9 protein-coding genes are annotated in these 16008 nt (G+C 42.2%); 5 read left to right on the top strand and 4 right to left on the bottom strand.

The window, feature by feature from the left end:
* Window positions 1–64 precede the first annotated feature (64 nt).
* Window positions 65–1693 (bottom strand): carboxylesterase/lipase family protein, encoded by a 1629-nt coding sequence (locus K339_RS0116375; protein ID WP_028524560.1) that lies wholly within the window; start codon window positions 1691–1693, stop codon window positions 65–67.
* Between the two features lie 115 nt (window positions 1694–1808).
* On the opposite strand from K339_RS0116375, the gene K339_RS0116370 reads away from it, so the two are divergent.
* On the top strand, window positions 1809–2501 hold the full coding sequence (locus K339_RS0116370) for an NUDIX hydrolase (RefSeq protein ID WP_037300917.1): 693 nt from the start codon (window positions 1809–1811) through the stop codon (window positions 2499–2501).
* Between the two features lie 66 nt (window positions 2502–2567).
* Here K339_RS0116370 and K339_RS0116365 read toward each other — a convergent pair whose 3' ends face one another.
* The 3 genes from K339_RS0116365 to K339_RS0116355 all read right to left on the bottom strand — a co-directional run bounded on the left by K339_RS0116365 (window position 2568) and on the right by K339_RS0116355 (window position 6395).
* On the bottom strand, window positions 2568–3395 hold the full coding sequence (locus tag K339_RS0116365) for a helix-turn-helix transcriptional regulator (RefSeq protein ID WP_157607624.1): 828 nt from the start codon (window positions 3393–3395) through the stop codon (window positions 2568–2570).
* 271 nt (window positions 3396–3666) lie between these two features.
* A complete protein-coding gene (locus tag K339_RS0116360) occupies window positions 3667–5682 on the bottom strand; it encodes a sensor histidine kinase (RefSeq protein ID WP_211243814.1) in 2016 nt (671 codons plus the stop codon).
* 17 nt (window positions 5683–5699) lie between these two features.
* Entirely contained in the window at window positions 5700–6395 is a 696-nt protein-coding gene (locus tag K339_RS0116355; RefSeq protein ID WP_028524556.1) for a LytR/AlgR family response regulator transcription factor, read from the bottom strand.
* 892 nt (window positions 6396–7287) lie between these two features.
* Between K339_RS0116355 and K339_RS0116350 the strand changes: the two genes are divergently transcribed.
* The 4 genes from K339_RS0116350 to K339_RS37570 all read left to right on the top strand — a co-directional run.
* A complete protein-coding gene (locus K339_RS0116350) occupies window positions 7288–9462 on the top strand; it encodes an RCC1 domain-containing protein (RefSeq protein ID WP_157607623.1) in 2175 nt (724 codons plus the stop codon).
* 83 nt (window positions 9463–9545) lie between these two features.
* On the top strand, window positions 9546–11669 hold the full coding sequence (locus K339_RS0116345; protein WP_157607622.1) for an RCC1 domain-containing protein: 2124 nt from the start codon (window positions 9546–9548) through the stop codon (window positions 11667–11669).
* A gap of 30 nt (window positions 11670–11699) precedes the next feature.
* Complete coding sequence (locus K339_RS36040) at window positions 11700–15164, top strand: cadherin-like domain-containing protein (RefSeq protein WP_169731867.1); 3465 nt, start codon at window positions 11700–11702, stop codon at window positions 15162–15164.
* 20 nt (window positions 15165–15184) lie between these two features.
* On the top strand, window positions 15185–16008 hold an 824-nt coding region (locus K339_RS37570), incomplete at its 3' end, for an Ig-like domain-containing protein (RefSeq protein WP_169731866.1).

Below are 16008 nucleotides of genomic sequence, written 5' to 3'. Positions count from 1 at the left end.
AAAATGAAGGCGAGTTTACGGTCTGACTATCGTCTGACCGTAAACTCAACCAAGTATAGATAGGTTAGTTTTTATACGCTTTGTCAAGAAACAAATAGCGAGCATCGTCTTTGGCGCTTTCGGTACGAGACTCGACATCCAAAATCATCACGGGCGGTGTGCTTTCTCCCGCCTTTGCGGCTTTCCAATTGGGAAGCTTATCCCCGTTTGGATTTCCTGTTTTGACAAAATTGGTAAAGTAATTCAGCATCGTATCCGATACTTTAAAATCATCGGCAGTCCAAGCATATTCTTTCACTAGGTGAAGGTTGCCCATCGCATATTCAATTTCACAGGCGTGTGGTGCACCTACGGCTTTGGGAGGTTTGGGGGCATTGGCGTCGGCCCTAACTGTACCACCAGCTAACCCCGATGCCAGCGATTTGTCCACCAAATCAGGGCGAAGTTTGCTGTATAAATAGCGGTAAACAGGTTGCGAACTGTTGTTGCGGTGCAAATCAAACCATTTCCAAGTGCTGTAAGAAATGAATCGGTCGGCGGCTAAGGCCGTTGCGGAGAGTTCAATTTCTTTTTCTGAGCCGTGGGGATATAATTTTAAAACTTCCTCAAAATCATTTGGATATTCTTTTTTTACCCGTGCTACGTAGTTTTCTTCTTTGTAGGGTTGTCCTTGCATAAAGGCTTGCCCTGGAATTTCGGCAGAGTTCCAGCCGACCAAGAGGGGCACTTGCGCTTGTTCTTTGGCTGCGAAAACCTGAGGTAATGTTTTGGGTAAGAAATAGTTATCAATTACAATTGGAAATCCAAAGCGGCGAGATTCGTTATAAATTTCGTAAATCTCACGCGTTGACATTCCTCTCAATTCTTTGATGGATTTTATTCCAGCTTTTAGCAAAAACTCAACGCCTTGTTTTTCACCTTCTGCCAACGGAACGGGTGCCATCGTTGGGTTGATACCTGCACCACTTTCACCAATGGCTCCTGCAATCAAATTTCTCGACAGGGGAGAGGCCATCTGGCAACTTACGCCAATTGAACCAGCCGATTCGCCCGCAATCGTTACTTTTTTAGGATCGCCACCAAAGGCTGCGATGTTTTTTTGAACCCATTTGAGGGCGGCAGCTTGGTCAAGCATTCCATAATTACCAGAAGCTTTGTAAGGCGCTTCGGCGGTGAGTTCGGGATGGGTTAAAAATCCGAAAATATTCAAACGGTAGTTGCAAGTGACTACCACAACGCCCTTTTTAGCCATGCTTTCGCCGTCGTAGCGTGGTTCGGAGGCGTCGCCAGCTACATTCCCGCCACCATAAAAGTAAACCAGAACGGGTAAATCTTTGGTGTTACGTTTGGCAGGTGTCCATACATTAAGGTACAAACAGTCCTCGCTGACGCCATTTGAGCGGGAATTCATGTCGCCAAACACAACGGTTTGCATCGGACGAGCACTAAATTGTTTGGTTTGTTTTACTCCTTTCCAATTATCGGCGGGCTGAGGGGCTTTCCAGCGTAGTTCGCCAATGGGAGGTTTGGCAAAAGGTACGCCAAAATAGGTTTGAATGCCCGTTTTTGTATCATAATTTCCTTCAATGACGCCATTTTCAACGGTGGTTTGCACCGAAAATGCGTTATTTTGAGCTTCGGTGGGCATTTGGGTAGCTAAGAAAAGTCCTAACAAATAGACTAATTTCTTCATAAACTTTGATTAAATTTATTTATTGTCTCATTTTGTGACAATAATAGTTGCTTTTTGAAAATTATCCTATTTATTTGAAAAAATTTTACATTTGTTGGTTAAAAATCAGTCACCAGTGAAGCAAACAGCGTATTTAAGACACATTGCCTACGATTCGGTTATCTTCGGGTTTTCGGGAGAAAAACTCAAAATATTGATTACGAAGTACCACAATACGGGGCTTTTTGCTTTGCCAGGCGGCTTTGTGAAGGTGGATGAAAACCTAAACGATGCCGTACGCCGAGGTTTGAAGGAACGGACGGGCTTGGATAATATTTACCTAGAGCAGTTTTATACCTTTGGAGATGTGGCTCGATTTCGACCCGAAGTGATGCAAACGATTCTTGAAGCCAATGGACATTCCATCCAGACGTACGAATGGATGTTGGATCGGTTTATTTCGGTGGCCTATTATGCCCTTATTAATTACAGTGAGGTGGTTCCTACGCCTGATGCACTTTCGGATTCTTGTGATTGGTACAGTTTAGACGACCTTCCCGAATTGATGCTCGACCACGCCAATATAGTAAGTAAAGCCCTACAAACGCTACGCGACAACTTAGAACGACAACTTGTTGGGATGAACTTATTACCACCATTCTTTACGATGGGTGATCTCCAAAAGGTTTATGAAGTTATTTTAGGTGAAAAACTTCACCGTGGAGCATTTCAGCGTAAAATGTTGGGATTAGGGATTCTGAAGCGCCACGATAAGCAGTACTCGGGTGCGGCCCACAAAGCCCCTTTTTTATACAGCTTTGAAGCATGATACAAAAAAATGTCCCAACTCATTCACAAATGCGTTGGGACATTTTTTTGTTATACTTTCAACTACTTAAAATTGTCCTTGTATAAACTGTTTCGGGGTAATGTTGTAACGTTTTTTGAAGACAATAATGAATTTAATGGCTTGCGTATATCCTAGGCGTTCAGCAACTTCTTGTACTTTAAAATATTTTAAAAGCTCGCAGGCTCTTTCAAGCTTTCGGTCAAGATAATATTCGTAGAGCGATTTGTTGTGAACTTGTTTGAACTTGTTTTGGAGCGTTACTTTGTGCATGTTGAGCTCTAGGGCTATTTCGTCAATTTTGGGTAAAAAACCTCCTTCTAGATGATTCTCAACAAGTTCCTCTAAGTGCTTTACTACCTTATTGGTGGGAGCAGAAGGACTGTTGAGGTCAATTGACGAGCAAGCCTGCCGTAGAAAATCATGAATAAGTTTTTTGGGAGAGACAAACTCTTTCAAATCTCCCGTGGCCCAGCCTGTCAGTGCCAACAGAGACGTAAAGCAGGCAGGGGGGAGCGGATAGGAAGTTTGATTCATCCGCAACTCATTGGTTTGTACGGCGAAACTTTTTTCTAAATAGTCATCTTTTGTGACGATAAAGAACCCTTTCCACTTGGTGTGCGGCCCTACTCCTTCAAACCACGTAATGGGTTGATTTGGATAAAGGGAGCAATCAATAAACTTAATGGAGGGGGTTGGTGAGATAAATACAATGGCTAGTTTAGCCCCTGAATTAGGCAATGGGTACTGAAACCATTGATGCGAGGGTAGAATTGGAAGGTTAAACTCATTCCATTCAAAATCAGCGTCTGAGTATAATAAATTGACATTAAGGGTTGACTCTGCGGCAGTTGTCATGAAAGTGTATGGCTTCATTGCGTCGGCAGTTAGTAGGTTGGAACATTGGATAATTGTAAGTTTTGACGCAATGTAAGTACCAAAGATACCTAGAGATAGCAACAAATTAAACCAATTGGCAAGTTTTATAGCGAAATAGTACAAAAAGTTTAATAAAATGGCTCTTTATGGTTAATGACAAAATGATTATCTTGGTATTTGTGAGGCATAAATAAGGATATATTTAAAGTATGTAATTGAATTGAAGGATAAAATTTATTGGTTTTGGTATCAATAAAAATTATAACGTTTATGCATTAGCGTTCAATACGCTGATGGTTACTTGTGCCCCATACGCTGTATCGGTCGTCTCAAACTCCCCGTTATTGATTTCTAAAAGAGATTGTACAAGGGTGAGTCCTAGACCCGAACCTTTTTGCTTAGAATTGCCTGTATTGCCAAATCCAGGGCCAGAATCAAGAACTGAAATGGTGACAAATGGCGGTCGTGTATCTGAAGTAAGTGTTATTGAGCCCCCCGCTGGCGAGAATTTTATGGCGTTCTGAAGTAGATTTCTAATGATGATTTTAAAATGATTTTCATCAATAATACATTCTAATGTTGGGTCAACTTCATTGACAATGGATAGCTCGTTTAATTCAATATTTGTTTCAAGCAATTCTAAACACTCTTCTATAATTTCAAGCAAGTTACATTGTACTGGCTTTCGTTTAAAAGATTTTTGTTGGCTATTAGACCAATATAAAAGGTTATCAAGTGTTAGTAGGAGTGTGTTGAGCCTAACCATTTTTGAATGAAGCGAACTTCTGATTTCATCTGCAGTTAATTTTGGATTATTGACAACCTTTTTTATGTTTGTGTAAGCGGCTAAAACGGGACTACGTAAGTCGTGACCAATGACTCCAAAAAGGGTATTTTGGGTTGAAGTTAATTTGAGTAATGTGTTTGTTTGTTTTCGGTTTTTTCTTATTTGAATACCAATAATAATGAGTAAAATTATCAATACTACAATTGATAAAATGAGCCCAGAAAATTCTCTGAACTTTTGTATTTGAAATTGCTCAGATTCGTATTTTTTTAATTCAATTTCTTTTTGAAATTCTTTCAATTTTAAATCACTTGCTATTTGCTCTTGAAGCAAAATAAGGTTGAAGCCAGAGAATAAACTATTTAAACTATCTTTGATAGGAATGACTTTTTTGTAAATTTCAATACTTTTTTTTAACTCATTTTTGTGTTCTAAGATTGATAATTGATTGATTAGAAAGTCGTACCGACACGTGACAGGTAAATTAGGCGTCTTATCAATCAAATTTTTTGCCAATTGATTATAGTTCTCGGCATGGCTAAATTGTTTTCTTATCAAATAAAACGTACTAAAATTATTATAGTAAGTAAGGCTGTCTGTTCTCCCAGGAAGTTGATTTAGCCTTGGCTTGAGTTGGGTAGCTATTGTGGAACATAGTGAAGGGTAGTGGAGTGACTCTCGCATCATATCGTTGATATAATAGGCATACACCATGTCGCTAAGTTTTTTCTTTGCGTGAAATTTGCTCAACTCCTCAAAACAATTCCTTGCCTTTTTTAGGTCTTTTTTATAAATAAAATACCCAAAATATATAATTTGATAATTAATTGATGTAGGGGTTAATGGGTTGTCTTTTAGGTGTTTATCGAAAAATGAGTAATAGCTAGAATCTTGTTTATAGGTATAATATATATCTTTAAACAGATAAATAGTTTTATATAAGCTTTTTTTGGATTTAGAGATTTCAGAAAATCGAATGTTTTCGTATAATTGTTTGACCAAATTTCCTTGCTTGGCATAGCTAGTACTACTACCTAAGAAAATATCAGAATAAACGGTTAGTTTTTTGTAATTGATTTCTTCTATAAATTCATTGTCTTTTCTTTTTCGTGCCCAATACAAAGATTTGTTAAACATTTCTAGGGCTTTATTCCAATTGTATTGTGTATGACCTCTATAATATTGCCCGTATTGAAAGTAAATTTCAGGGTTAAAAATTTCAATTTTATTCTTCTTTGAAAATGCACTGATTTTATCAAGGTATATCAAAACACTGTCGTGCCGAGCATCGTAGTAAAGCGTAGTGATTTTGGTTAATACACTGCGAATATAAGTAGTGTCTTTTGTGTAGCTACTTATTGACTTGTTTGGTGTAGTTTGAGAAAATGAAAAGAGATTGAAAATCAATAGTACAAACAAGAATACATAAGCTCGTATGGACATGTGATTAATACGCTTACAGATAGTGACACTAAAAAATATTATTTTAGCTATCACTATCCTATTGTCAAGGTTTAAAAATTAGGGTCAACGTTTAAGTATTCAGCCAAACGACCTCGGTAACTTACACCCAATGCAAATTTTTGGTTACCAATCCATAAATGACGGCTATCAAAAGAAGCGATATGGATACAATTATAAATATAAGACTTGTGAAGACGGACAAGCTGGGTATGTTGTAGCTGCTTTTCTACTTCCGAAATATTGCTGTTGATAAGGCTTCGTTCTCCAGACTTCAAATAAATCATACTGTAAATTCCATCGGCCTCTATGTATAAAATTTCGTCAAGTTTATACTGTTGATTTCGGTGTCCTGCCTTAAAATAAACCGTATTTGCGTCTAGCTTTTCTACAACTTTCTCCATAGCCCTGCGGATTGCTCTGCTGATACGCGTGACGGTAAATGGTTTTTCTACAAAATCCACCACATCGTCGAGGTCAAAACACTCGGCAGCATATCCTGGATGGGAAGTGACCACAATGGTTGGTGGCAGTGCCAGCGATTTGATGAGCTCTATACCGCTTAACGTGGGCATCTCCATGTCCAAAAAAAGTAAATCGTACTCGTTGTCAAGGAGTTCGGCATAGCCTTGGGTAGAGTCATTGATAATTTTGATGGAAAGAAAAATGGGTAATTTTTCTAGGATACTTTTCAGGTAATCAGCTTGTTCTGGGTCGTCGTCAATAATTAGTGCGGCCAAATTTTTCATAAAGTTCTCTGCTTTAAATGCTTGAAGAATGGTAAGTTCAGGATAGGACTAACACTTTGGGACAAAGTAACATGTTTTTTTGAATAAAAATACAGATATTCTTCGTCCATTTTTTTGGTAAATAGGATATAGAGTATATACTTTTTGTATGTATGTTAAGCTTATTTGACATTACATTGTATAAAGTAGCCATTTTGTTATATATTATTTTAGGAAAGTATATTTGTAATTTAGCATAAAATCATACGATTTGGAAGGTATAATGATGTTATTTTTGGTACATCCCACCTTATTTTTTTAAAAATCAGATTCGTGTAAGGCATTTTCAAGGGTGAACCTGAGGTTTTACAACATAATTACCAATGGTATGTTTTTGATTGCAATAGAAAGTGTAGGTTTTAAGTAAACTTCGGGGGGGCTTGTCTCATAAAATCCTTATTTTGGGTCTTTATATGGCAGTGTATATCTATGGTAATGAACCTATTTAGAAAATGGCATCATTATTGATAAGGGGGCTTTTTATGGTCATTGGCCTATTTTGTCATTGATGTTATGTAGATGTATATACATGGCTAGAAACCGCCATTTTGTGTAATATCAAGCACTTTAATGACCGATACAATGAATACTTGGTAAACTTATTGCTAGGTACAATGTCTTTGTATTTGGTATATTTATGTTGAATGGAATATGTCGCCATTTCATTTATCTAACTCGCCATTTTGTTTGAATCTCTTGTTACTTCTCGCATTCTTGGTGTCATTTTAGCGTGCTTTATGGTGTGCAGTTTATGTAAGTAAGTAGGCACAACAACTAATACCAAGTTCAAGCTATTTACCTCTTTTCCTTTATTTTATTCCTAGGGTCAGCAACCTTAAAAACAGTATCGTATATGAAAGCATTTTTCTACCCCTTGCTTCGAAAACATTTTTTAGTAAGGATGCCCGAGGGCAGACCTTATCGGTCGCACATCGTTTATTTATTAGTAAACTTATTACTTCTTGGGCAGCAAACTGTCCAGGCTCAGTTTGGTTCTGATATAGGCGCCCCCGCCCTTTCAACACTGGCATGGGATCATATTTCTTCTATTGGTGCAAACTACGGGGCAGAGTATGGGTCTCATTCTATAGGGCTAACAACCGATAATCGGATATATGTATGGGGTTCAAATACAAACTATGTCATCACCACTCAGACTGGTACATTGAGTGGTGGTACTGGAGCACAATGGATTCCGACCCCCTATTTTATACCGAGCCCTGCTGGCGAAACACCTATTAAAGTACGCGCTATTCAGAGTAACGCATCAGGCCCTCAATTCTTTTGCCTTACCCAGAGTGGAAAATTATATGCCTGGGGTATAAATGGGACCCTAAACTGGAGTGGCTATTTTTCAAGCCAAGGCTTGTTGAGTACCGCCGAGTATGGTTCTGGCTGGCCACTTACTACTCAAGGAACGGTTTCAACGGCGCAGGCATTAAGGACGCCCAAACTGTTAAAAGTATCGACCGAAACCAGTGTAGTTGATTTTGATGCCACCACATTTGACTTCTTTAATTATGCGGTTGCCATTGGGGCATCGGGTAAGGCGTACTATATTGGTGGTTCAGCATCAGGTACTGGAGTTGCGAATGGGCAGGCCAGCACATTTACAGCTATGCCCTTTCCAGCTGGCGCGAGTGCGTCATTCAAATACACTAAAGTTTGGTTACCCATTTACGCGTCAGATATTTCGCCCTATCATAAGCGTATCTATTTAAAAGGAAATGATGGTAATATCTATTACACTGGGGCTCAATTAAACCAATTCAATACGGGAGTCGCTGCATTTTATGACCTTGCGAGTGGAACTACTGACCAAACAAATGGTAATGTATTAAACCTTGTACCAGTGCAAGTACCCTTTCCTGTCGGAGAAGATATTATAAAAGTACTATCCGATGGGAGAAGTAAGCAGAGTGTAACCATTGCTATAAGTGCAAGCGGGAAAGCCTATATAGCGGGTGCTTGGAAGGGTACACAGAGTACTGTTGCATCGGCATATTACAGAAATCAGTATTCAGCCCCGTTAAAATCGACTCCTGGTTCCCAATTGGCTACAGTAGCTACGCCTGGTGCGGCCTACGATAGTTTGTATTACTTGAAAACATTTACCGAAGTGGCGTCTTTGCCTGGAGGGGCTAAAATAGTTGATGCAACAGCTAACTCAAAGCTAGACTATTTGTCGAACACGCTATTTGTTGGCGATAATGGGAAGGTGTACTGGAGTGGCTCAAACAGGGACTCGGGTGAACCAGATGATGTGAGCTGGATGGCGGGTAACTTTCTTTCATTGACAAACAGTGGGCCATTCGTAACCCCTGATTTATGTAATAATATATTTCAAGCCAATGCTTTTGTGCCTTATTCCTGGACTTATGAAGCTATAAACTACAGGGGGGCGGCCAAGTTATTTCAGATTTCACAAAAAGAGGGAGCTAATAATGGAGATGTAGGTATCATTTCCAAAACAGGGCGAGGGTATTTTGTGGGAAATATGACGGCAAATACAGGTACTGGAAAAATATACCCCGTTGGGGAGACAATAGGATTTACAATTTCACCCTATCCAGTACCCATTGCCAACGAGTTACTATTAAGCTGCAACACCAGCCCAGGTACGGGTGGCCCGTTGGGTGAACCCGTATCAACGCCAGGGGTGGGGGTGATTGATTGTTCAAAGACGAAATTGTATCCTGCCCCAGTGCAAGGAACGCCGTCGGAGCTTTCGCTTTTGGTGACCATCAACGTCACAACGGTGGGTGATTTTGCTCCCATTACCATCAGCGGCTCGGGCATGAGCTTGGTGAGTGGCTTTGACAAAGTGACGGCCACGACGACGGGTGTACAGACGTTCCACATTCCTATTAAATATGACGGGACGGCGTTGACCAATGCTTTCCAATTTACGATTGGGCAGGCGGGAAGCTGTTCGGCCGATTTGACCAACAAGCCTTCCAACGAAATTACGAGGGTGTGGAGCTTGAACAACTGTTCGGCGATTACGCCAGGCGTACTTAGTAAATAACTACTACCTCCGCAACAACGTGAAACCCTATTTTGAAAATTGATAACGTTGAAAAACTCGTAACGACAAAATTTATCAATAAAATGAGAACATCTTATTACCCCTTACTCTTGAATCAAGTACGGACGAGGTTGTCAGGAGACAAGCTTCGCTGTGCGCTGTTAAGTTTATTGTTTTGTTGCTCACTTTTGGTTGGGCAAAACGTACTGGCTCAGTTTGGCTCAGATTTGGGCAAACAGGCCGTTTCTTCGTTGGCGTGGGCCGATATATCGTCGCACTACAAGAACAATGAAACAATGGCAACCATCGGTTTGACCACCGACGGGCGGGTCTATACCTGGGGTGCAAACCTATTTTTTACGATTCATGCCAATCGGAATGGTACATCGACAACCCTTGAGAATTCGTATCAGGTAACGCCGTATAAAGTATTGGTGCCTGGCAACGAAGCCGTTAAAAAAGTACGGATGACGATTTACGAAGGAGCTACCTATAATTACGCGAACACTTTCTTTTGTTTGACGGCTTCTGGCAAAATGTGCGCTTGGGGAATCAATGCGGGGCTTGTCGGAACGGTTGCGGGATGGACACTTGGAACACCACCCAGTTATTCTGATACCACGAGGGCCAAGCGGTCGCCAGTCCCGTTGACGATTTTAGGAGAGAGCGAATTTGTAGATTTTGACGTGGCAAAAAACTCCTATTATTGGGTAGCGATTGGCGCATCGGGAAAAGCCTATCACATTGGTGATGGTGGAGCCGTAAACACCACTACTTTCGGTGAAATTTCTAAACCTACGGGGGCGGACGCCAGTTTCAAATACACCAATGTATGGGTGGGTAAGGTAAACACTGCACTTCCAAATATTTATTTAAAGGGGAACGATGGAAAAATTTACTACACTGGAGGAATGGGTAGTGTACATGCAACAGGCGTCCCCTCGCTTTTCCCACTTCCAACTCCTCCGACCCTCACCGCGAACGAAACGAATGGTAAAGTAACCTTGATTGCTCCCCGCGAAGTCCCTTTTCCTGCGGGAGAAGATATTATTGACATCAAAGTGGCTAAACTAGATAATTATGCAACGTCTTTTGCCATTGCGGCCAGTGGCAAGGCTTATGCGGCGGGGGTTTGGCGAATCTCAAAGCGATATATTGATGCTGCCTATACCAAACCAGAAGCGTATTATACGAACTACGTGCTTGCTCCTTTGAAAACAGTTCCTACAGCTACGGATGAATTCAAACGCAACCCAACGGGTACAGATTCACTGTTTTACCTGAATAAATTTGTAGAGATGGCTATGCCCCCAGGAGCGACGAAAATAATGGACATTATGTGGGGGAGGGAGTTTGGAAGTGATTATCATACCGCGACGCTTGTGGCTGGCGACAACGGAAAAGTGTATTGGACGGGTAAAAACGATACGAGGATTCAAAATACCATTTATGCGGGGAACTTCTTGTCGTTGGTCAATTTTCAAGGCGAAAAAGCAATAGGAGAGGTAGGGGAGTTTGCTGATGACTGTAAAGATGTGCTTAGTGCTAACTCAATTTCGCGGTACTCGTGGACCTATGAGGCGGTGAACTATGCAGGGGCAAAAAAACTGATTAAATCAGGTAGTAGCATCGCTGAACAGTTTTTTGTTATATCGCAGTCGGGACGGGGGTATGTTGTTGGGCAGCTAGCTGCTAATGCTGGGCTTGGAAAAACATCTTATGGTAATGATGGAACCAGTTCGTACTTTACGTTCTTCCCTGTACCTATTGCCAATGAACTATTGTTGAGTTGTAACACCAGCCCTGGTACGGGTGGTCCTTTGGGAGATCCTGCCCCCGCGGCGGGCACCATCGATTGCTCAAAAACCCAACTTTACCCAGCCCCAGTACAAGGGACACCTTCAAAGCTGTCGCTGTTGGTGACGGTCAATGTCACTACCGCAGGTTTGTTTTCACCCATTACGGTCAGCGGATCAGGGATGAGTTTGCCCGCTGGGTTTAGTAGTTTAACAGTCGCAGCAACGGGAGTTCAGACGTTACACATTCCGATTAACTACGATGGTAGCACGTTGACCAATGCCTTCCAATTTACGATTGGGCAGGCGGGTAGTTGTGCAGCCGATTTGACAAAAGAGTCGAAAAAAGCCATTGTCGATGTTTGGACGCTGGAATGTGTACCATCAGTGGGTCCGATGTTGAAGAAATAAAACCAGTTGCCCCTTATAAATGATATGAACATGAGAAATAAATTATTCATCTTAAAAAGGGCAGTTGGGTGCTGTATGGTACTTTTGCTTGCGGTGTTTGGGGAAGTGCATTCCCAAACACCGCAAGTGAATATTACAGCATATCAGCCAGCAAGCGTGCCGTCGGGGGCGACCTTCGAATGGCACAGCGATTTGCCCGTGGGGAGCGCAAACCTTATGACAAGTGCCCAAGCGCAAGCGGTCGCACCAGGTTTGTATTATGCCGTTTATAATTTGGGCGGGAGTCCTGTCTGTTACAGTCAGCCCACCCCTATACTGGTTGTCACCAATGCCTGTGCCACAACAACCGTCGATTTAAAAGCCTCGGTGGACAGCACGGGAAAACCTACGGGTTCGGTTGTTACTTTTCACACCGATCCAGTGGCGACAGATGCCAACCGAATTTCGAACACGGTGGTGACACCTACTTCAACCCCCGTTATTTATTTTGTCGCATACCGAGACGCTTCAGGTTGTTATACCACGTCAAACGCTGGGATTGTGGCCATTGCTACCAATTGTAACACGCCTTGTTTGGCAGGTACAGCCTCACCAGTGTTGAGTAGTACTTTAAAGTCTAACGTATGTCCAGCTACGTTAGTAAATTTGGGGTCGATTACGGCCAGTAATTTACCCGCAAATACAACCCTTACGTGGCACAGTTCTAAAGTTGCCACAACGATTAACAAGCTAAGTGATGTCTCAGGGCTGGGGGCAGGGAAATACTATGCCGCATTTTTTGACGCGACGAATAACTGTTACAGTCCTGCCGATTCAGTGACTGTTACTATTAACGTATGTAATTGTCCAGCAGGTACTGTTGCTCCCGTGATTACGGCCACTTCGTTGTTGAACTCATGTCCAGCAACGACGGTTTTGTTGGCTACGTTAACCAATACAGGCACTAAACCAGCGGGAACAACGCTGATTTGGAGTACCCATAAAGTGCCAACCTCGCCTTCTGATACGCTTACCGATCTTACGGTGAGTGCAAGTGGTAAATTTTATGCGTTGTACTACCATAAAGTAGCCAATTGTTACAGCCCCGCCGATTCGGTCGCGGTGCAAATTAACGATTGTGAATCTCCCATTCCTCCATTGCCTCCTACGCCAACGGCCTGTGATTACAATGCCGCACCTGCCAATGTAACGTTGACGGTGACCAATGAACCAGCGGGCTATCTAAAAACCTATTTTTTGGTTGACATGGCGAATGGCCAAATCGTGAAAACGAACGCCACAGGGCCAAGTTTTACGGGCGTGAATGCGGGTAACTACTACGTGGTGGGCGCTTATTATGCCGATACCTTGAAGGATGCAACGGTTGGAAAAAGAATTACGGAGGTATATAGTACGAGTGGTTGTTTGAAGTATTCGACTCCGCTTGCCTTCCGAGTTTGTGGTGCTTGTGATTATACGACAGCACCCACTACGATTACCTTTACTGCCAATCCAAGTACAACCGCAGGGGTGACGACCACCTACGTATTGATTGAGGAAACAACCAACAAAATAAAGGCCATCAGTAGCAGTGCTTCATTTGCCGCAGTCGATACGGGATATTATGCGGTTGTAGCTGTGTATAGAACCAAGCCAATAAATTTTGTCGTTGGAGATGTGCTCTATTCAAAAGTCACGCAATTGGATAGCTGTTACGAAGTGTCGAACTCAATTCATTACCGTGTTTGTAGCAATTCTAACTTACCACCAATTGCTGTTAACGACATCTTCAATACCGTACAAGACAAGCCAGTTTCGGGTAATGTGTTGACCAACGACCGTGACCCAGAAGGAGGGCCACTCACGGTGACGACTACTCCCGTGACTCCGCCGACCAAAGGAACGGTGGTACTGAATGCCAACGGTACATTTACCTATACGCCAAATCCAGGAGCAACGGGTCAGGATGTGTTTTGTTACGAAATTTCGGACAATGCAGGTTTAAAGTCCACCGCTTGTGTGACTATCAATATTTTACCAGCTCCAACGGTTGAAAACAACAAGCCAATTGCGGCAGATGATGCGACCGAAACGTACTTAAATACGGCGGTTGTTATTAAAGTCAAAGCCAATGACGTTGATCCAGATCCAACAGGAACCCCTAATGGTACGTTGGGGACACCAACGAAGTTGACGGATCCTGCTCATGGTACGGTTGCGTTAAACCCCGATGGTACCTATACTTACACACCGACAACGGGATACATTGGTAAGGACACATTTACCTACAGTATTTGTGATAATGGGACTCCAAGTTTATGTGACACAGCGACGGTGACGGTGACGATTTTACCAACACCGTTGATTGGCAATAAGCCTCCTGTGGCAGTGGACGATGCTAACGTAACTTCGATGAATACGCCAGTGAGCGGAACGGTGGCAACAAATGATTTTGATCCTGATAATAATACCCCGTTGAGCTTTACAAAGTTAACGTCGCCAACAAATGGTACGGTGGTATTTAATGCAGATGGAACTTACACCTATACACCTACGACAGGGTTTGTTGGTAGTGATGTTTTTACTTATAAAGTATGCGACAGTGGAACACCTGTAAAATGTGATTCAGCTACGGTAACGTTAACGATTTTGCCTCCTCCAGTGGCCAAACTGGTACTGAAAGTACTTTTACAAGGAGCATTATATGCAACAACCGATGGCTTGATGCGTGATGACTTACGTAGGTTGAATTTGATTCCTTTAAAAGAGCCATATACTGCGCTAAATGATTCCCTTGGACTAACAAGTGTTCGATTTAAACACCTGAAAGGTGGAGGAGAACTAACGACGGCTGCGGTATTAGGTGCAAACGTTGGAACGAGTAATGCGATTGTCGATTGGGTATTCGTGGAATTACGCTCAAAATCTGACTCCACCGTAGTCCTTCAAACGGCTTCAGGATTGGTACAAAGAGACGGAGATGTAGTGTCACCCGTAGATGGAACGTCAGCATTGACGTTTACGGGACTAACGAGTACTTCTTACTTTGTTTCGGTAAAACATCGCAATCACCTCGGAGTAATGACCAACAAAGCGATTCCAATGACAACCGTTGGGACGTTGGTAGATTTTACGGTGATGGATAGTTCGAATGTCTGGAACCGACCCAATGTTTTAACATTAAACTATGACAGAGTTGAAATGAACACAACGGTCTTGCCAGGTAAAAAGGCGTTGTGGGCTGGAAATGCAGTATCTGATTTCCGATTGAAGTATGATGGTGCCAATACGGATTTGATCAAACCATTGAATGAGATTTTGGTGGATTTTGCGGCACTCCCTTACAACTTCAACAATGGCATAGGTTATAAACAGGGGGATATCAACATGGATGGAAAAGTAAAGTATGCGGGTGCAAACAACGACATCATTTACATCCAGAACAACATTTTGTTGTACCGATTGAACATTGGACAATTGTACAACTTCAATAACATGTTTGAACAAATCCCTTAAACCTTACCCTACTAATTATTATGGAACGATTGATAAAATATCTTTTAATCTTGTTCGGGGGGCTTTTTGTGAGCGTTCAAGCAATGGCTCAGAAAGTAGAAACAACCATTCGATTCAACTCCACAACGAGTGAATACGAAGTATATGGTAAACCCGATTTTTCGGCGGCAGTGTTCAACGTGGGAGGTGGGACTCAAATTACAGTCGTGCTTCCCAAGAGTATAGCAGATGCAAAATTGACGATTACGTCAGTCAATGGTGGAGTTTGGGCAGATAATTCAACCGTCTATGCTCCAACGGCGGCACCTAATTCGGATTTTCACGGCATTTCTACGACTGGTGCACCAATGTCATGGACAACGGGGCAAGAAAAAATGCTTTTCAAATTTTCTCTTACTGGTAATTGCGTAGCGGGCGTGAGACTTTTTGAAAATACGTCTGACCCGCAGTCAGATGCGCCAGGAATGCTTTTTGGTGATTACAATAACTACATTGGAAATGCCATCAACTTTGCTGACGTTTACAAGAGTAATTATGACAATACAGGAACGACTTGTTCGGTCAATTTACCACCAATTGCGACAAACGATATCGCTGAAACGCCACAGGATAAGCCGTTCACGGGCAATGTGTTGACCAACGATGATGATCCAGAAGGTGGACCATTGACGGTAACAACGACGCCAGTGACGCCACCGACGAAAGGAACGGTGAGCTTGAACCCAGACGGTACGTTTACTTATACGCCAAATCCAGGAGTAACGGGTCAAGATGGATTCTGTTACGAAGTGAAGGACAATGTAGGCTTGAAAGATACGGCTTGCGTGGTGATTAACATCATTCC

Origin of the sequence: Runella limosa DSM 17973 (genome assembly GCF_000482465.1) — a bacterium.
GTDB lineage: Bacteria > Bacteroidota > Bacteroidia > Cytophagales > Spirosomataceae > Runella > Runella limosa.
Note: the sequence above shows the minus strand (reverse complement) of the source record. Positions and strands in the feature narration are given on the sequence as shown.

Excerpts from the sequence above, each read along its gene's own strand:
- K339_RS0116375 (WP_028524560.1), bottom strand. The coding sequence starts at position 1,693 with ATGAAGAAATTAGTCTATTTGTTAGGACTTTTCTTAGCTACCCAAATG.
- K339_RS0116365 (WP_157607624.1), bottom strand. The coding sequence starts at position 3,395 with ATGAAGCCATACACTTTCATGACAACTGCCGCAGAGTCAACCCTTAAT.
- K339_RS0116355 (WP_028524556.1), bottom strand. The coding sequence starts at position 6,395 with ATGAAAAATTTGGCCGCACTAATTATTGACGACGACCCAGAACAAGCT.
- K339_RS0116350 (WP_157607623.1), top strand. The coding sequence starts at position 7,288 with ATGAAAGCATTTTTCTACCCCTTGCTTCGAAAACATTTTTTAGTAAGG.
- K339_RS0116345 (WP_157607622.1), top strand. The coding sequence starts at position 9,546 with ATGAGAACATCTTATTACCCCTTACTCTTGAATCAAGTACGGACGAGG.
- K339_RS36040 (WP_169731867.1), top strand. The coding sequence starts at position 11,700 with ATGAGAAATAAATTATTCATCTTAAAAAGGGCAGTTGGGTGCTGTATG.